Source organism: Halomonas sp. 113 (genome assembly GCF_904067645.1).
GTDB lineage: Bacteria > Pseudomonadota > Gammaproteobacteria > Pseudomonadales > Halomonadaceae > Vreelandella > Vreelandella titanicae.
The window spans coordinates 729,889-748,497 of sequence record NZ_LR881453.1; the positions used below are offsets into that span (position 1 = coordinate 729,889).

General features: G+C 57.0%; 13 protein-coding genes. 9 read left to right on the forward strand and 4 right to left on the reverse strand.

Annotated elements, in window-relative coordinates:
• Positions 1 to 17 precede the first annotated feature (17 nt).
• The 4 genes from smc to YERSI8AC_RS03625 all read left to right on the forward strand — a co-directional run bounded on the left by smc (position 18) and on the right by YERSI8AC_RS03625 (position 8,482).
• Positions 18 to 3,512 (forward strand): chromosome segregation protein SMC, encoded by a 3,495-nt coding sequence (gene smc / locus YERSI8AC_RS03610; protein WP_159176100.1) that lies wholly within the window; start codon positions 18 to 20, stop codon positions 3,510 to 3,512.
• Between the two features lie 640 nt (positions 3,513 to 4,152).
• Entirely contained in the window at positions 4,153 to 5,991 is a 1,839-nt protein-coding gene (gene zipA, locus YERSI8AC_RS03615) for a cell division protein ZipA (protein WP_159176101.1), read from the forward strand.
• Positions 5,992 to 6,173: 182 nt separating this feature from the next.
• A complete protein-coding gene (gene ligA, locus YERSI8AC_RS03620) occupies positions 6,174 to 8,207 on the forward strand; it encodes an NAD-dependent DNA ligase LigA (protein ID WP_159176102.1) in 2,034 nt (677 codons plus the stop codon).
• Positions 8,207 to 8,482, forward strand: coding sequence for a YheU family protein (locus tag YERSI8AC_RS03625; protein ID WP_022519947.1), 276 nt, complete (start codon positions 8,207 to 8,209; stop codon positions 8,480 to 8,482). The genes ligA and YERSI8AC_RS03625 overlap by 1 nt, the downstream gene beginning before the upstream one ends.
• 757 nt (positions 8,483 to 9,239) lie before the next feature.
• Here YERSI8AC_RS03625 and mnmC read toward each other — a convergent pair.
• Together mnmC and YERSI8AC_RS03635 are read right to left on the reverse strand one after the other, a co-directional pair.
• Complete coding sequence (gene mnmC, locus YERSI8AC_RS03630; protein ID WP_159176103.1) at positions 9,240 to 11,246, reverse strand: bifunctional tRNA (5-methylaminomethyl-2-thiouridine)(34)-methyltransferase MnmD/FAD-dependent 5-carboxymethylaminomethyl-2-thiouridine(34) oxidoreductase MnmC; 2,007 nt, start codon at positions 11,244 to 11,246, stop codon at positions 9,240 to 9,242.
• Positions 11,247 to 11,404: 158 nt separating this feature from the next.
• Positions 11,405 to 11,704, reverse strand: a complete 300-nt coding sequence (locus YERSI8AC_RS03635; RefSeq protein ID WP_159176104.1) for a YciI family protein — start codon at positions 11,702 to 11,704, stop codon at positions 11,405 to 11,407.
• A gap of 144 nt (positions 11,705 to 11,848) precedes the next feature.
• Between YERSI8AC_RS03635 and YERSI8AC_RS03640 the strand changes: the two genes are divergently transcribed.
• From YERSI8AC_RS03640 to YERSI8AC_RS03650, 3 genes are all read left to right on the forward strand, one after another.
• Entirely contained in the window at positions 11,849 to 12,769 is a 921-nt protein-coding gene (locus YERSI8AC_RS03640; protein WP_159176105.1) for a PHP domain-containing protein, read from the forward strand.
• An 87-nt stretch (positions 12,770 to 12,856) separates the two neighbouring features.
• Entirely contained in the window at positions 12,857 to 13,480 is a 624-nt protein-coding gene (locus YERSI8AC_RS03645) for an L-threonylcarbamoyladenylate synthase (protein WP_138800955.1), read from the forward strand.
• Positions 13,481 to 13,668: 188 nt separating this feature from the next.
• Positions 13,669 to 14,445: a 5'-nucleotidase, lipoprotein e(P4) family gene (locus YERSI8AC_RS03650; protein WP_022519942.1), complete on the forward strand. Its 777-nt coding sequence runs from the start codon at positions 13,669 to 13,671 to the stop codon at positions 14,443 to 14,445.
• A gap of 118 nt (positions 14,446 to 14,563) precedes the next feature.
• On the opposite strand, the gene YERSI8AC_RS03655 is transcribed toward YERSI8AC_RS03650, so the two are convergent.
• Together YERSI8AC_RS03655 and YERSI8AC_RS03660 are read right to left on the reverse strand one after the other, a co-directional pair.
• Positions 14,564 to 15,481, reverse strand: a complete 918-nt coding sequence (locus YERSI8AC_RS03655; RefSeq protein ID WP_159176106.1) for an ion transporter — start codon at positions 15,479 to 15,481, stop codon at positions 14,564 to 14,566.
• A gap of 51 nt (positions 15,482 to 15,532) precedes the next feature.
• Complete coding sequence (locus YERSI8AC_RS03660) at positions 15,533 to 16,432, reverse strand: CYTH domain-containing protein (RefSeq protein WP_159176107.1); 900 nt, start codon at positions 16,430 to 16,432, stop codon at positions 15,533 to 15,535.
• Positions 16,433 to 16,569: 137 nt separating this feature from the next.
• Between YERSI8AC_RS03660 and YERSI8AC_RS03665 the strand changes: the two genes are divergently transcribed.
• The gene (locus YERSI8AC_RS03665; protein WP_009286796.1) at positions 16,570 to 17,250 is read left to right on the forward strand and encodes a TIGR00153 family protein; all 681 of its coding nucleotides are present in this window, start codon (positions 16,570 to 16,572) and stop codon (positions 17,248 to 17,250) included.
• Between the two features lie 10 nt (positions 17,251 to 17,260).
• Entirely contained in the window at positions 17,261 to 18,526 is a 1,266-nt protein-coding gene (locus tag YERSI8AC_RS03670; RefSeq protein WP_022519938.1) for an inorganic phosphate transporter, read from the forward strand.
• Positions 18,527 to 18,609 lie beyond the last annotated feature (83 nt).

Genomic DNA, 18,609 nt, shown 5'->3' on the forward strand with positions numbered 1-18,609 from the left:
AGGAACGCCGCTTCGGTATGCGCTTAACGTCGATTCGCTTAGTCGGGTTTAAGTCCTTTGTGGATCCCGTCACGGTGCCCTTTGATGGCAATATGACCGCCATCGTAGGCCCCAACGGCTGCGGTAAATCCAATATTATTGACGCCGTGCGCTGGGTAATGGGGGAGTCATCCGCCAAAACCCTGCGCGGCGAATCCATGGCCGACGTTATCTTTAACGGCTCCACCGGTCGTAAACCAATCAGCCAGGCGTCCATAGAACTCAAGTTCGACAACCGCGATGGCAGCATGGGCGGCGTTTACGCTCAGTACGCGGAAATTGCCGTTAAGCGTCTAGTCACCCGCGACGGACAATCCAACTACTTCTTTAACGGCCAGAAATGCCGTCGGCGCGATATCGCCGACCTGTTTATGGGTACCGGTCTGGGGCCGCGCTCCTACGCGATTATCGGCCAGGGGATGATCTCGCGGCTGATCGAAGCCCGCCCCGACGATCTGCGCTCAACGCTTGAAGAGGCCGCGGGTATCTCCAAGTACAAAGAGCGCCGCCGGGAAACCGAAAACCGCATGCGGCGAACCCAGGAGAACCTGGAGCGTCTGGACGATATTCGCGAAGAGCTGGATAAACAGCTAGAGCGCCTCAAGCGTCAGGCCGAAGCCGCCAAACGCTATCAGGATCTCAAGGAGCAGGAGTATCGGCTCAAGGGCGAGCTGGCGCTGCTGCGCGGGCGCGCCCTGCGCTCCGAGCAATCGCATCAAGAGAGCCGCGTTCGCGAATTGGAAATAGCGGTAGAAAAAGATGTCTTCGGCGTCCGCCAGTGCGAAACCCGCCTGGAGCAGGCCCGGGAGCAGCACGACGAACTTTCTGAGGTGCTCGATCGCCATCAGCAGCAGTTCTTTGAAACCACTACGCGCATCGCCCGTTTAGAACAGGATCAGGCCCACCGGCGTAGCCGTGAAACCCAGCTGGCCAGCGACATCGCCACGGCTCGGCGCGAATTGGACGAGCAGCGCCGCGTTAGCGAAGGCGATCAGGAGCGTTTAGCCGCCATTGACGAGCGCTTTGAGGATCTGCTCCCCGAACACGAAGCGCTGGAGGAGCAGCTCGAAAGCCTGGAGCAGGCGTTGGCCGACGCGTCTCCCGCGCTGGAAGCCGCCGAGCAGCAGTGGGCCGATGCCGAAACCCGCTGGCGGGATGCCAGCCGCGATGCGGATCGCAGCCAGGATCAGTTACGCGACCTTGAACAGCGTATTCAGCGTTTACAAGCGGAAAATCAGCGCCGCCGTCAGCAGCGCAGCGAAGTAGCCGATCTCACCGCGCTGCGTGAAGAGCACGCTGTGTGCCAGGCGCAGTTGACCGAGGCCGAGGAGCAGTCGGAAGGTTTTCAAACCCAGCGGGATCAATGGCAGCAGCGCTACGGCGATGCTAAAGCAGCCTACCAGCAGGCCACTCAGACGCGGGACAGTCAGCGCGCTGAACTCAGTCAGCGCCAGGGTGAGTTGGCCTCACTTCAAGCGTTGATTGATGCCGCCCTGGTGGATCACGATCCTGCTATTGGCACGACCTTAGAAGCGTATGGTTTAGCGGATGCCCCTCAACTGGGCGAAGCACTGCAGGTTGAGCCCGGCTGGGAAACGCTGGTGTCCTGGCTGCTCGCGCCTTGGCTCAATGCCCGCTTGGTGAACCGCCACCAACTGGCCGCTTTACCTGAAGCCTTAGCCACGGAGTGGCGGCTGATTGATCAAACACCACCCGCCGCCTCAACCTCTGGCCAGCGATTAGACAGCTTGGTCAAAGGCGCCGGTGCGTTGGGTGAATGGTTAGCGAGCATTCACTATACGCAAACGGCAGAACAAGCGGAGGCGCAGGTAGCGCACCTCGCACCTGGCGAAAGCGTGGTAAGCCAGGATGGCGTTTGGCTGGGCCGCGGCTGGCTGAACCAGCAGGCCAACGGCGAAGGTATCGACGGGCTGCTATTAACGCGCCGCCGCTACGCCGAACTGACCGCCCAGCGCGAAAGCGAAGAAGAAGCGCTGGCGCTGGCAGAAGCGCAGTGTGAAGCGGCCAGTGAAACCATTGAAACCCTGGAACAGGCCCGTGAACAGCAGGCCGAACAGGAGCGCGCCCACGCCGCCACCCTGCAACAGCTGGCGGTAAAAGAGCGCAGCCTGGCCCAGCGCTTGGAACATCTGGAGAGTCGCGCCACTGAACTCGATGAAGAGCTTGCCCAGCTGCAAGAAGATGAGGCGGAGTTAGCGCTTACCATCGACGAGCAGCGTGCCCGCTGGCATGTGGCGATGGAACAGTTGGAAAGCGCGGCGCAAGCGCGGGAAACCAGCGCCGAACAGCGCAACCGGCAGCGTGAAGCGCGTGACCAGTTGACCCAGCAGCACGCCCCGCTCAAAGCGCAGCAGCAGGCGCTGGCGCTGGAGCGTGAACGCTTGAGTGCCGAGCGCGATAGTCTGCGCTCACAGCAGGCGCGTTCAAGTGACTCTGAAGAGCGGCTCTCGCTGCGGATTGCCGAGCTGGAAGAGTCACGGGAAATGCTGATCGAACCCGACGAGCTGGCCGGTGAAGAGCTTGAAGAGCTGCTTCATCAGCGCGAGCAGCAGGAAGGGCGCTTAAACGCCACTCGTCAGCAGGCTCAGGCACTGGCAGAACAGCTGCGTAACGATGAACTTGCCCGCCAGCAGCACGAGCGCAACCTGGAACAGAGCCGCGAGCAGCTCCAGCAGCGGCGCATGGACGTGCAGGCGCTGGCGCTTAAAGCCACCACCCAGGATGAGCAGCTAGCTGAGCTTGGTCATAACGTCGAGACTCTTGCCGAACAGTTACCCCAGGAAGCGACGGAAACCCGTTGGCAGGAAAGCCTGGAAAGCACCACGGATAAAATTCGCCGCTTGGGGGCGATCAACCTCGCTGCCATTGAGGAGTACGACCAGCAGGCCGAGCGGCGAAATTATCTGGAAGCGCAGCATGCTGAGCTGACCGAAGCGCTGGAAACCCTCGAAAGGGCGATTAAGCGTATCGATCAAGAAACCCGTGTGCGTTTCCGCGAAACCTTTGATCAGGTGAACACTGGGCTACAAACCCTTTTCCCTCGCGTATTCGGCGGCGGTGCTGCATGGCTAACGCTAACCGGCGATGATCTGTTGGAAACCGGCGTGGCGATTATGGCCCGCCCGCCGGGTAAGAAGAACAGCACCATTCATCTGCTCTCGGGCGGCGAGAAGGCGCTGACTGCGCTGTCGCTGGTATTTGCGATCTTTCAGCTTAACCCCGCGCCGTTCTGTATGCTGGATGAAGTCGATGCCCCCTTGGATGACGCCAACGTGGGCCGTTACGCCAGGCTGGTGAAAGAGATGTCTGAAAACGTTCAGTTTATCTACATCACCCACAACAAGATTGCCATGGAAGCCGCCGAGCGCTTGATGGGTGTCACCATGCAAGAGCCCGGCGTATCGCGGTTAGTCTCGGTGGGTATTGAAGAAGCGGCGGCGCTGGTCGATTAAACTAACTCCCTATCCTACCAAGCAGCAGTGAAAGCATTCTGATTGAGACCTGGGAGAACGAAGACTAAGCAGCAGAGTTCTTGGAAGAGCACTTCTGTTGAGAGCGTTTTTCCAAGGAGGCTATTGTCGAAAGCAGAGTTAGCGAAAGCACTATTGGCGATAGTAGAGTGAGCAAAGCTGAAGCGGCAAACGCCAAGTAGATAAACTTTTTGTTAGAAAAATGCGTAAAAAAATGTCCTAAAGCGTTCTTCTTAACTATATTAACCCTACTAATAGCGCGCTTGAGATGGTTAAACGGCTTATAGAGGCAATACGCAATGGCGGGTGTGTCGGTTGTCAAAACGGCTTTTCTTGCTTCTCGGATTCCTTTATAAAGCTATTTATAGATGTTAGATCTAATGATTGCGGCACTTTTGTTTGAAGTTAAGGTCAGATTTCTCTGGCCTAAAGAGAGGCAGAATTCTGCCATGGCGTGAAAATCGCGTTAAATGCAGCAAAAATTGGCCCTTTTGGTAGTAATCGCGCTATGCTTGGCTTTATTGATAGCAGGTAATTATTCAATAGCCGTTACCTATATTCAGGCATGACATTTTAGACACCGTGCCTTAGCAACCGGCAAGACGACCATGGAACGTTCGACATGGAACTAAGAGAGTGGCTAATCATTTTAGGGCTGGCGTTGGTATCGCTCATCGTTATTGACGGTGTGCGAAGACTTCAACGGCAGCGTCGTGTACCCCGTCTGGATCAGGCGGAGAAAGACCTATCCGGGAGTTCGCTAGATGATCCCGAGGAGGCTGCTAAAGCTGCGGAGATCAATTGGGAACTTCCAAATGGCGGTGCTCGAGTTGTTAAACCCGCAGACTATAGTGGCTTAGGTAATAAACCAAAGTTAGAACGTCAAGAGCATCCTGGGCCTTCTAGAGTGCTTTCAGAGTTTAGACGTTCCGCCTCTGCTAAAGCCGCCAAGCGCAAAGCTGATAAGGCAGATAAACTCGATAAAGCAGCATCAGTTGCTAAGCCAGCACCAAGCGTAGCCGTTAAGACAGAGCCGCCAGTCACTTCTGCGGCGACGTCTTCTGCTAGTTATGCTGCCCACAATGCGCCCACTGAACATGAGCGCCGCGAGCCCAGTATCTCAATGACTGACTCTGCACAAACTGGTTCTCCTCAAGCTGGCTCTCCTCAAACCGAGAGGCCGCAGGTCAAGGCGACAGCACCTTCGCAGCCGGAACCACAAATTGAGCAGCCTGCGTCTTCTGCTGCAACGCCTAGCTCTCCGGTGGCAGAAGAGAACGTTGAAGCGTCTCAACCTGCTGCTTCAGATGCTATCTCGTTCACCGCCAGTGACGCAGCTGCCACTGAAACAGACAGCGAAATGGCGGCACAGCCTCGCACTCAGCAGGAACCAGAGCACACCCAGGAGCCTGTGCTGCGGGCTGAGCCAGAAGATGCAGTATTTGCTAAACACGCCAATGAGCATTCGCCGAAACGGCGTCAGTTGCGTTCTGATACAGCGGGCGAATACGACGAGTTGGATGATGACGAAGTTGATGAGTATCGCCTGGTCGACTTTGAAGGCATGGGGCGCTCGCTGAAGCGTCGTTTGATTGCGCGGCGTAAAGAGAAGCAGCGCAAAAAAGCTGAGAAAGCGGTGCGTGATCAAGCCTTGGCCCAACAGAAGGCCGAGCGCAAAGCGCTGGAAGCAGAGCAGAAGCGTGAAGCCAAAGAAGCCGCTGACGCAGAGCGTGCCCGCCTTGCTCAAGAGCAGGCCCAAGCTCGTGAAGAAGCGGCTGCCGCCGAAAGGCTAGCCGCCCAGCAGCATGCTGCCGATGAAGAGGCGCGTCGCTACGCAAGCCATGAGTATGCAGCCCACGAAGAAGGTTTTGAAGAAAGCTTCGAGGCAGACGCTTATGACGGCCAAACGGCCGGCGAGCGTGGGATGAACGAGCGAGTCCGCGTACACCCAACGTTAGAAAAAGCTCTGCGCCATGATGTGAACGGTGAACACGCTAAAGAGACGCTGTCCAATGCCGAAGAAGTCGTGGTGATTAGCGTTCTGTCCCGTGATCCAGAAGGCTTCGATGGCACTAAACTACTTGAGCTGATGATGGTGTGCGGTTTGCGCTACAGCAGTGAAATGGGTGTTTTCCACCGCTTTGAAACCGAGAGCGATGCTAGTGAGCTTCAGTTCTCGATGGTGAATGTGGTTAAACCGGGTACTTTCCCCATTGAAGAGATGGGTGAGTTTATGACGCCCGGTATCACGCTGTTGATGCCGCTACCTGGCGCCATCGATAGTGCCGCTGCCTTTGAGGCGATGGTAGAAACCGCCATGGTGGTGGTTCGCCATATGGGCGGCGAGCTAAAAGACGAAAACCGCAGCGTGATGACCGCACAAACGATCGAATTTGCCCGCCAGCGGGTGCGTGAGTTTGAGCGCCGCCATCGCCTGCATCGTCAACTGCAAGCCCGCTAATCGTCGCCTACTAACCGACGAAGCAGCACTTGCTGTGAAACACCCGCCTTCTTGCCAGGAGGCGGGTGTTTCTGTTCAATACGCTGTTGTTTTGTCATTTTTTATGTTTTTGAAATTTAGCTTTTGAAATTTAGCTTTTGCGTTTTCGCTGCCGATTTTAGCTAGTACTGGAACCCACCCCAATGAGTCAGTCTGATTCTCAATCTCTGGAAGAGATTACCCAACTGCGGACCGCCCTGGACGAGGCCAACTACCGTTACTACGTGCTGGATGAACCGACGCTGACGGATGCCGACTATGATCGTAAATTTCAGCGTTTACAGCAGTTGGAGGCTGAGCATCCGGAGTTGGTCACTCCCGATTCACCCACTCAGCGTGTGGGCGCTGCCCCTGCGGATGGCTTTCCATCGGTGGCCCACGCTATCCCCATGCTGTCGCTGGATAACGCCTTTAGCCGTGACGATATCCTCACCTTTGCTGAACGGGTGGCCGAACGCCTCGAATGTACGGCAGACGATCTTGAGTTTACCTGCGAGCCAAAGTTGGACGGCGCGGCCGTCTCGTTAGTTTATGAGCAGGGCATGCTGGTGAGCGGTGCGACTCGAGGTGATGGTCGCACCGGCGAAGGCATTACCTCTAATCTGCGCACGCTGCGCTCGGTACCGCTCAAGCTGATGGGTAAAAACGTGCCTGCGCTGTTAGAAGTACGGGGTGAGGTCATTATGCGCCATGCGGGTTTTGAAGCCCTGAACGAGCGCGCCCGGGAAGAGGGCAGCAAGGTCTTTGCCAACCCCCGCAACGCGGCGGCAGGCAGCCTGCGCCAGCTGGATCCACGCATCACGGCAAAGCGCCCGCTAGAGTTTCATGCTTATCAGGCTGCGCGCTTGGAGCCAGACTTAGGGGATACTGCGCACAGCGAACTAATGCAGCGTTTGTCCACGTTAGGCTTTCGCGCCAGTTCAGAATTGAAGGTGGTCAAAGGCCCGCAGGCCGTTGCCGATTACTGTGACCAGTTAGGCGAAAGGCGAGACGATTTAGGTTTCGATATCGACGGCGTGGTGATCAAGGTGAACGACCTGCGCTACCAGCGTGAACTTGGCTTTGTTGCCCGCGCGCCGCGCTGGGCGGTGGCGTTCAAGTATCCGGCTCAGGAAGAGGTCACCACGCTTAACGATGTGGAGTTCCAGGTCGGCCGAACCGGGGCGATTACGCCCGTGGCGCGCCTGGAACCAGTCACCGTGGCCGGGGTAACGGTGTCTAACGCGACGCTGCACAACGCCGATGAGATCAAACGCTTGGATGTCATGATCGGCGATACGGTGTCGATTCGCCGGGCCGGTGATGTGATTCCTCAAGTCGTGAGCGTGCATACCGAGCTGCGACCAGCGGATGCAAGGGAGATCATTTTTCCCGAACATTGCCCGGTGTGCGGTTCGGATATCGAGCGTATTGAAGGTGAAGCGGTAGCTCGCTGTTCGGGGGGTCTTTACTGTGCGGCGCAGCGTAAAGAAGCGCTCAAGCATTTCGCCAGTCGCAAAGCGCTGGATATTGACGGCTTGGGCGAAAAGTTGATCGTGCAGTTAGTTGATTTGGGCTGGGTAGAAACGCCGGCGGCGCTGTTTCACTTGTCTGTCGAACAGCTTCAAAGCCTGCCGCGTATGGGCGAGAAATCAGCCACCAACTTGGTCAACGCGCTTGAAACCGCTAAATCGACTACGCTGGCGCGGTTTATTTACGCCTTAGGCATTCGTGAAGTAGGCGAGGCGACGGCGGCCAATCTCGCCAACCACTTTGGTACCCTTGAGGCCATTCAAGCCGCTGAGTTGGAAGCGCTGGAAGCGGTCAACGATGTTGGCCCGATTGTGGCCGCCCATGTGCATACTTTCTTCCGCCAACCGCACAACCAGGAAACCATTGCCGCGCTGATTGATGCGGGCATTACCTGGCAAGAAGCGGAAGTCACCCAAGGCCCAACGCCACTGGAAGGCCAGACCTGGGTGCTCACCGGCTCATTGGAGAGTATGACCCGGGATGAGGGTAAAGCACGCTTGCAGGCGTTGGGTGCTAAGGTGGCGGGTAGTGTATCGAAGAAGACTACCTGCCTGGTCGCAGGCGAAGCGGCGGGCAGTAAACTTACCAAAGCTGAACAGATGGGCGTGGAAGTCGTGGACGAAGCCACCTTTATCGAACGTTTGGCTGAGTGGGAGCAGCGTTAATGAGCCGTTTTATTGAAGTACCCGCCCGAATGCTGCCGCCGGACACCCTCAATGCCCTGCTAGAGGCGTTTGTGACCCGCCAGGGCTACGACACCACTGATACCACGGGCGAGGGCATGCACGGCTGGGTAGCCGAACTGAAAAAGCAGCTTGAGCGCAATGAGCTGATTATCGCCCACGACCTTGAATTAGAGATGACCGAAGTGATGACCCTGGCTCAGTGGCGCTCGTTTGGGCGCGATGTCGCCGACGACGAAGAAGAGGGCGATATTTAGCCTCATCTTGCGAAGAGCCTCCCAATATGTCGTTGCGAGGAGCGCAGCGACGAAGCAATCTCAGCCTGTCGGGGCACCCACCCCAGATTGCTTCACTTCGTTCGCAATGACGCCTATGTGTCATTGCGAGGAGTGAAACGACGAAGCAATCTTTGCTGGCATTGGCAGGCAAACCCGAGATCGCCGCGCTTCGCTCGCGATGACAAAAGAATGTTGTAGCCAGGCGCCCAGCCAATGTGTCATTGCGGGGAGTGAAACGACGAAGCAATCTTTGCTGGTATTGGCAGGTAAACCCGAGATCGCCGCGCTTCGCTCGCGATGACAAAAGAATGTTGTAGCCAGGCGCCCAGTCAATGTGTCATGGCGAGAGTGAAACGACGAAGCAATCTTTGCTGGCATTGGCAGGCAAACCCGAGATCGCCGCGCTTCGCTCGCGATGACAAAAGAATGTTGTAGCCAGGCGCCTAGCCAATGTGTCATGGCGAGAGTGAAACGACGAAGCAATCTTTGCTGGCATTGGCAGGTAAACCCGAGATCGCCGCGCTTCGCTCGCGATGACAAAAGAATGTTGTAGCCAGGCGCCCAGCCAATGTGTCATGGCGAGAGTGAAACGACGAAGCAATCTTTGCTGGCATTGGCAGGCAAACCCGAGATCGCCGCGCTTCGCTCGCGATGACAAGAGAGTGTTGTAGCCAGGCGCCCACCCAAAAATGTCGTTGCGAGGAGCGCAGCGACGCGGCAATCTCAAGCTTGTCTATTAAGTCTGCCCACGAATAATTGCACTAATAATCCGCCGCCCTGGGTGTAAGTGGTCGACCAGCGGCGCTTCTAGTGGCATTGGTTCATGGCAGATTCGTGAGGCGATTACCTCGGCACAAAGCGGCGCGCTGGCGAGCCCCCTTGAGCCGTGGGCGGTGGATATCCACAGGCCTGGATGGTGCCTGCCAGGTATCTCCGCCACGCGGGTGGCATCTTTGCTCAGCAGCGAATAATCCGTTCGCCATGCTTCTGCCACCGGCACCGGCCCAGCGTAAGGGGTTTTGTCGGGGCTTGCTGCACGCACGGCGGCACGGCCCTTAAGGTTCTCAGGGCTCAGCTCAATGCCTGCCTTTTCCAACGCCTCTACCAGCGCGGGCAGCGTCTGGCGCAGCTCATCGATATTGCGCTGATGGTCGTCGTCCGTCACATCAGTTGTCACATTGTTGGGTATAAAGCTAGCCCCGAAGGTCAGCACACCCTCTAAAGCGGGCGCCACATAGCCGCCAGCACAGACGACGCGTTTAGGGCCCGCCACCTCATTGGGTAGCGTTAGCTCGCTAATCTGGCCGCGCACCGACTGTAGCGGTAATTCCGCCGTTTGCGTAAAGCGGTTAGCCAAATGCGCGCTGGCAATCACCACCTGATCCGCCCCCAACGTACTGCCATCGGCCAAGTTGAGCTGCCAGCCGTTTTCTAGTTGGGTAAGGGAGCGAACGTTGCCTTGCTGCAAGCTAATGCCTGGCTGGCTAAGCAAGTACTCACACAGCGCCTTAGGCCTTACCCACCCCGCCTGTGGATAATAAAGCCCGTGAGGTGCACTGACGGTGATTGCCGCCGTTTCGGTTAACGCCGGGTTCTCCATGCCCGTGACGACTTCAGGTGGCAGCGGGTGTTGCTCGATAAAACGCTGCTGGCGGCGTGCCTCTTTATCACTGCTTGCCAACTGCACCACGCCGCAGGGCTGCCATAAGCTTTGGGGGGAGTTTTGCTGCGTTAACCAGCGCTGGCTGTACAACAGCCCAGCAAGATAAACCCGGCTTTGGTGATTGGTCTCGGCGGCAAGCTTTACATATAGAGCGCCCTGGCGATTACCCGAACCGCCCGCACCGGGTGCTTCGCGCTCCACCACTGTCACCTTAATGCCCCGCCGTGCCAGCGCTGCCGCTACGCTGCTTCCCGCCAACCCGGCGCCGACTATCACAACGTGCTTGGCCGGTGCCGCAGGCGGTGGGATAAACCAGGGAGTGGCCTGGCGGCGGTGATCCGCTGGTGGAGCTTCGATACTGCCCGCTAGCATTTCCCGCTTGCGGCCATAGCCCGGCACTTTCTTCCAGTTAAAGCCCGCCGCTTTCAGGCCCCGCTTAACGATGCCTGCGCAGGTGAAAGTGGCGAAAGTCGCGTCGGGGCGTGAACGGGCGGCCATGGCGTTAAACAGTTCAGGCTGCCACATATCGGGGTTTTTAGACGGCGCAAAGCCGTCTAAAAACCAGGCGTCGACCTGACCATCCAACTGCTCCAGGCGCTCAGTGGTATCGCCGAAATGCAGATCAAGGGTGACGCGATCGGTTAAGTGCAGGCGGTGAATGCCGCTAACCGCAGCGGGCCACTGGGCACAGAGCGCCTGTGCATAAGTCGCCAGCGAGGGCCAGCTAGCTAATGCTTGTTCAAGGGCAGCTAGCTCAAGGGGAAACTTCTCTGTGGATAACAGGTGCAGTCGTGCAGAAGAAGGGGCATGTTGTTCAAAACAGGCCCAGGCGCAGAGCATATTGAGCCCGGTGCCAAAGCCGGTTTCGCCAATCACAAAGGGCCGCGCGGCTTCCCAGGCGGCAAAGCGTTCGGGAAGGTGGTTGGCACCCAGAAATACATGCTCGGTCTCTGCGCGCCCATCGCCACGGGTGAAATAGATGTCATCAAACGCTGTTGCGTGGGGGGCTCCCTCGTTCCAGGTAAGGGTTGGCGTCGTTAATGCCGCAAGCGGTGGCAAAGCGTTTGAACGTTGGGTCACGCAGGTATCCGTATTGATGAACAGGTGGTTAAAAAATGATCAATTTGTTAGCGCTGGCGTTATCTCTGGCTTAGCGCAAAGCGTCCGCCGGGTTTGCACAGAGTTTTCCACAGGCTCTGTGAAAAAGCCGACGGACCCTCCATACTCGCCTATTGGCGTCAAGGCATAACTTTCTTGAACGGCTTAACAATTACCTTGGCATACACCCCTGCAATAATGTATGGGTCAGCGTCGGCCCATGCCTTGGCGCCTTCCAAGCTGTCGAATTCCGCTACCACCAAGCTGCCGGAAAAGCCTGCATCACCAGGATTTTCAGCGTCGATGGCAGGGTGAGGGCCAGCCAGTACCAGGCGGCCTTCATCGCGCAGCACTTCCAGGCGTGCCAAGTGGTCTGGCCGGGCCGCTAAGCGGCGCTCTAAGCTATTGGGTACATCTTCACTCATAATGGCATACAGCATTTGGGTATAACTCCTTGATAAGACGAGGATGCAAAGTGACCGTTAATTGACCGCACTGGCATAAGCGCGCACCATATCTTACCCATTGCGAAGGGTTCATTCACAGCTGAAAAGCGCATTCTGACAAACTGGCCACACGGCGTCATGCTTATGCCTCGACTTCCCTATACCTTTGATGCCGATCAGCGCTACCCAGTTGATTTGCACATGCACTCAACCGCTTCCGATGGCGCGTTAACGCCCACCGAGCTGGTAACCCTGTGTGCCGAACGCGGGCTGACGCACATGTCGCTCACCGATCACGATACCATGGACGGCATTGAAGAAGCGGGCCGCGCGGCGGAGCAAGCAGGGCTGTGTCTTATCCCCGGCTGTGAGTTATCCACACGCTGGCAGGGCGTCAATATCCATGTGGTGGCGCTGATGCCCGGTGGCTTGCAGGGGCCAATGGTAGAAGGCCTGATTCAGCAGCGTGAAGCTCGGATACAGCGTGCAGCAGTGATCGCCGAAAGGCTGGAAAAAGTCGGTTTATCCAACGCGCTGGAAAAAGCGCGCCTGCACGCCGGCAGCGACCGTCCGCTAGGCCGCCCGGACTTTGCCCGCGCGCTGGTAGCGGAAGGCGTGGTGCCCGACTGGGCCAGCGCCTTCAAGCGCTATCTGGGCAGCGGCAAAAAGGGCGATGTTAAAGCCCACTGGCCGGAAATCAGCGAAGCCGTGAGCTGGATTGTCGATTCCGGCGGTGTGGCCGTGATTGCCCATCCACTGCGCCACGGCTTAACCCGGCGCAAGCGAGGCCTGTTGATGGATACCTTCCAAGCGGCGGGCGGCCAAGCGGTTGAACTGGTCAGCGGCCAGCAGAACCCGGATAGCACCCGCGACCTGGCGCGTCAGCTAGTGGAGCGCGACCTTTACGCTTCTATGGGCAGCGATTTTCACTTCCCTGGCAGTCATGCGGCCCCCGGCAGCATGAGCCTAGTGCCGCGCACTGCGGCGCCCCCCATATGGCAGCATCCCCGGCTGCTGCACCTGCGCGATGCGTCACCCGGCCTGCTGGCGGTCGGTTAAATCACAGCCGGGTCATTGCAAAGCCCGGTCAGTTAAAAGCCAAGTCGGCTATGCTGTATAGGCAGGGCCTACGGACAGGAGTTACCAATGAGCCAATATTTTCAGATTCACCCGGAAAACCCTCAGAAACGCCTCATCGATCAGTCGATTGAGATCATTCGTAAAGGCGGTGTGGTTGCTTACCCCACTGATTCGGGCTATGCCCTTGGCTGCCATCTGGGTGAGAAGAAAGCCATTGAGAAGATAAAATGGCTACGTTCACTGGACGATAAACACAACTTCACCCTGGTGTGCTCCGATCTCTCGGAAATTGGCACCTACGCCAAGGTGGATAACGATGTATTTCGGTTGCTGAAAGCCCATACCCCAGGCCCTTATACTTATATTCTGGATGCCACTTCAGAAGTGCCGCGCCTGCTACTGCATCCCAAGCGGCGCTCCATTGGCGTGCGCGTACCGGATCACCGCATTACCCACGCGTTACTGGCCGCATTAGGCGAGCCGTTGATGAGCGTAACGTTGATTCCGGTGGGCGATGACCTGCCCATGAACGACCCGGAAGAGATCCGCGAGCGTTTTGGCGCCCACCTGGATGCCATTATCGACGGCGGCGCCTGCCATTTAGACCCCACCAGCGTCATCGACCTGCGCGAACTGCCGCCGAAAATCATCCGTGAAGGGCGCGGCGATATTTCTCCTTTCGTCGTCTAAAAACACTTTTCAGAGCAAATCCCTGCTTTTAGCTTTAATGAGCAGGGAGTTTGTCTATTTTTCATTATTTGAATGTTCAATGAAAATAAAATATGATCCTAACGGTTCTTTTCGATAATAAATTGTGATCCTTTAAGGCGAGGAATCGCCTCGTCTTTTTGAGATCGCCTAGCCCAGGAGATCATTCAATGACGAAGCCATTCCCTTCTCGCCTCTGCACCCTTGCTGCTCTAGCCAGCCTCACCGCTTTACCGCTGACCAGCCATGCAAATAGTGATGACGCAGAAATATGTGCCCAGGAAGCTTATGCAATGGGCCTGCGCTATCAACAGCAGTCTGCTGAAGCCGCTGCTCTGCAGCGTCAGGGTTTTGCCCTCGCCACCTACCGGCTTGAGGATCAGATTGAGGCGCATGGTGGTAGCGACGACTTGGCGATCATTACCGACCTGGATGAAACGGTGCTGGATAATAGCGCTCTGTTGGTTCGCGACATGCAGGCATGCCACGACTACACCACTTGGGACACATGGAAGCATTGGGAGCGTGAAGGCGAGCCGCGTTTGATGCCGGGTGCCAAAGCGTTCCTGGATTACGCGGATGAGCAGGGCGTGGCCATTTTTTACGTCTCTGATCGCTACCAGGAGAACGAGGCCGACACTATCGCCACCTTGGAAGCGCTAGAGCTACCCCAAGTCTCTGAACAGAGCGTGATGTTGCTGGGGCCTGCCAAGGCAGAACGTCGCGCGGAAGTGGTGGATAACCACACTCTGGTGATGCAGCTGGGGGATTCCCTTCACGATTTCGCGGGTGACTTCGCGGGCGCCGACCTTGACCAGCAGCATGCGCTTGTTGAAGAGAATGCCGAGCGTTTTGGCAACGATTGGATCGTGTTCCCCAACGCTACTTACGGTGCCTGGAGCGAGGCTGAGTTAGACGCCTGGGAAGCCCCGCACGAAGTGGAGTGATCGGTTAGATAACCACTCCATACCGCATTAAATAAACGCTGCGCGCCCCAGATTTGGCTATTTTGTTTGACGATTTAGCTTAGCTGTCTTGGGGCGCGTTTTTGTCTTAGTTCTTGTCTTAGTTCTTGTCTTCGTCACTCTCGTGGCGATTTTCTTGAGCGTCATCTGTTTTGTCGTCATCCTTCTTGCGCGGGTCTTCGCTGTCTTCATCCAGCCAGGTGCCGCAGCGTAGGCAGTAGCGGGCGCGTTTTTCATGGCGTTCGTGACCGCAGCCGGGGCAGGCTTCTTCGGAGTAACGCTCTTCACGGATCGAGCGAATCACCTGAGCGGAAAACACCCCGGTGGGCACGGCAATGATCGAGTAGCCGAGCAGCATGAGTACCACCGTAATCGATTTACCCAGCGCAGTAGCGGGGACGATGTCGCCATAGCCGACGGTGGTCATGCTGACAATGGCCCAGTACATCGACATCGGAATACTGGTGAAGCCCGCCTCAGAGGATTCGATGGTGTACATCAGCGCCGCGAACAGGGTAATCACCATTAATATGGCGCTAAAAAACAGCAATATCTGGCGCATGCTGCGTTTAAGGGCATCCATTAAAAGACGCGCCTCGCCGACAAACTCCATCAGGCGCAGAATACGAAAAATGCGCAGTACTCGCAGCAGACGAACGATCACCAATCCATGGGCGCCTGGTACCAAAAGCACTAGCCATGGGGGCAACACGGCAATCAAGTCGACGATCCCGTAAAAGCTTCTTAAATAGAGCGTCGGCTTTTCCAGGCAGTAAATGCGCAAGATCAGCTCAATGCTGAACAATAGCGTGAAGACCCACTCAAGATAGAAGAATAGCTCACCGTACCGCTCGGCATAAGTCTCGATACTGCCCAGCATAATGACCGCAACGCTGAGTAGAATCGCCACAATCAAGGCGATATCAAAAGCTTTTGCTCCCGGCGTGTCAGACTCAAATATGATATGAAACAGGCGGGTGCGTAGGCCTTCCGCGCCGGGGGTTAAGTTTAAATTCATTGCATCATCCTGAAGTGGACCTCAATGCCGTCCTGAAAAGTGCGCTAGGACCTAGCGTAGCGCGGTTTGGTACGCCAAGCGATGGGCGAGCGCTAACGCCGCTTTACCGTAGGCTGCATTGGGCTGGCCGTCCGCATCGAGCGCGCCAGGCAGCGCCTGGGCATAAGCGCGTGCGGTGGCATCCAGTTCGGGATGTTCGGCGAGAGTGGCCAGCGCCTGCTGGGCATCGTTTAAAAAGCTGGCTTGTTGGCTGTCGTGGTAGGCGTCCAGCGCCAGCGTGGCACGGTGCAGCCACTCTGCCGGGGAGTGCGCTTCGGGGAGCGGCCAGTGTTGGCTACTAAGCGCATTGCCACGGGCCGCCTTGCTACTGTCCGAGGGTCGCAGGGGTACCTGTTCAGCAAGGGTCAATGCCAGCGCCCACAGAGCTTCAGGCTCGCCGCCTTTTAATTCGAGCTCTGCTTCGCGAATCGGCGTGCGGTAGTCACCGCTAATAATTTCGCCTTCATCCAATACCAGCTCGACATGACTCTCCTGACCTTGTCCGCCCTCTTTTAGCTGCCAGCTACGCCGTGTGAAATCGGTGCTGAGTTGGGGAGCGAGGGCATCTAGCACACCGCTAAGTTCGCCTTGAAAAGGGGGGAGTTTGGCAATTGAAGCGAGATCCAACTGCGGACCAGCCACTTGCCACTCCCACTCTTCGCGCTGGGAAAGCCCGCCACCACCTTGGCCAGCGGTTTTCACCGTTTGCAGCACCTGGCCGTCTACCTGGCGAAGTCGCAGCGCAATATGTGCTTTCGCCAGATCACCCTGAGGGGTATCAAAGTAGGTATTGGTCAACGTTTGTTTACGCACGGCGTGTGAAGCGAGATACGGGTGTTGAGTCAGCGCCGCAGGCCCTGTCGGGGCAAGGGCCAGTTTAAGTTCCACTTCCATGGGGTTTGGGCTTTTCATGACGCTAGCCACCTCGTTATCGTGACATTTAAATGAATATTTGATTACATTTGTGAACTTTTCATGACGGCGGCAGGCGCACTCTTTATACTGGCGCCGCCATTTCCAGGCTCCCCGAAAACAGGCTAAAAGGCATTATGGTTACCTCCAATCCTTTTTCTTCGATGTTTGGCCGCTCGCCATTCCAGCCGTTATTGGCCCATATCGTCAAGACGAATGAGTGTGCCGATCAGCTGTTGCCGTTTTTTGAAGCAACCCTGGTTGATGACTGGGACAAAGCGGCTGAGCTGCGCGAAAACGTCACCCGCCTAGAGCATGACGCCGATACGCTGAAAACAGAACTACGGTTGAACCTGCCCAACACCATGTTTCTTCCGGTGTCGCGCTCCGATCTGCTTGATCTGATCAGCGTGCAGGACAAGATCGCCAACAAGGTGCGTGACATTACCGGCATTATGCTGGGGCGTAAAATGCGCGTGCCGGATGAGCTGGCCGCGCCGATGCGCGACTACATTCGAACCAGCGTTGCCTGCGTGGCGCAAGCGCGTCAAGCGCTAGAAGAGCTCAAGGATCTGCTCGAGTCCGGCTTTGGCAAAAATGTCTCGGATGTGATGCAGAAGATGATCCGTGAGCTGCACACTCTCGAACACCAAGCCGACGACCAACAGATCACCATTCGCCGCCAGCTGTTCAAGCTTGAGAGCCAGCTACCACCAGTGGACGTGATCTTTCTCTACAAGATCATTGAATGGGTTGGCGAACTATCCGACCGCGCCGAGCGCGTGGGTAGCCGTCTGCAGATCCTGACTGCCCGCTAAGGGGACTTTCATGCTGATTATTGCCCAGCACGGTGAAATCTTTATCATCCTGGCCTGTTTGTTTGGCTTTTTCATGGCCTGGGGCGTTGGCGCCAACGACGTGGCCAATGCCATGGGAACCTCGGTGGGGTCGAAAGCGATCACCATCAAACAGGCTATCCTGATTGCGGTCATTTTTGAATTCCTGGGTGCCTGGCTAGCCGGTGGCGAAGTTACCAATACGATCCGTAAAGGTATTATCGACCCCGAACTGCTACAGGACGACCCACAATTGCTGGTCTACGGCATGCTGGCAGCCCTGCTGGCGGCGGGGACATGGCTGCTGGTGGCCTCCATGAAAGGCTGGCCGGTTTCCACGACGCACTCGATTGTCGGCGCGATCGTAGGCTTTGCGGTTGCAGGGCTAGGCCCTGCCACGGTGGACTGGGGTGCGGTAGGCAAGATTGCCGCCAGTTGGGTGGTCTCCCCCTTGTTGGCAGGTACCATCGGTTTCGTGCTGTTTAAATCGGTACACCACCTGATTTTCGAGGACGCCAACCCGTTCACGGCCGCCAAACGCTACGTACCCGGTTATGTGTTTCTGGTGGGCTTCATCGTTTCGATGGTCACGCTGACCAAAGGGTTATCTCATGTGGGGTTGGATCTAACCTTCAATCAGAGCCTGTTGTTGTCGATCCTGCTGGGCCTGGTGATCATGGGTATTGGCCTGATCATGCAGCGGCGTATCAAGTTCGAGCACAATACCAACGACCACTTCGGCTATGCCAATGTTGAGCGTGTGTTCGGCGTGCTGATGATCTTCACCGCCTGCGCCATGGCCTTTGCCCACGGCTCCAACGATGTGGCGAATGCGGTTGGCCCACTGGCGGCAGTCATCAGCGTGGTGCAAACCGGCGGTGAAATTGGTGGTTCCGCACTGGTGCCCTGGTGGGTACTCGTATTGGGTGGAGCTGGTATCGTAGTGGGCTTGGTCACCTACGGCCATAAGGTCATCGCTACCGTGGGTACCGGGATTACGGAACTGACCCCCAGCCGTGGCTTTGCCGCTACCCTGGCGGCAGCCACGACGGTGGTGCTGGCCTCGGGCACTGGCCTGCCGATTTCCACCACCCACACCCTGGTCGGCGCGATTCTTGGGGTGGGGCTGGCACGCGGCATGGCGGCATTGAACCTGCGGGTCATCGGCACGATTGCCATGTCATGGCTGATCACGCTACCAGCAGGCGCTGGCCTGGCGATTCTGTTCTTCTTTATGTTCAAGGGTATGTTCGGCTAACGAATAATAAACAGCACTTGTAAACGTAGTACGCCAAGGCTCGAAAGGCTTTAGAAGCATCTGAGCGATAAGATCACAGCGGC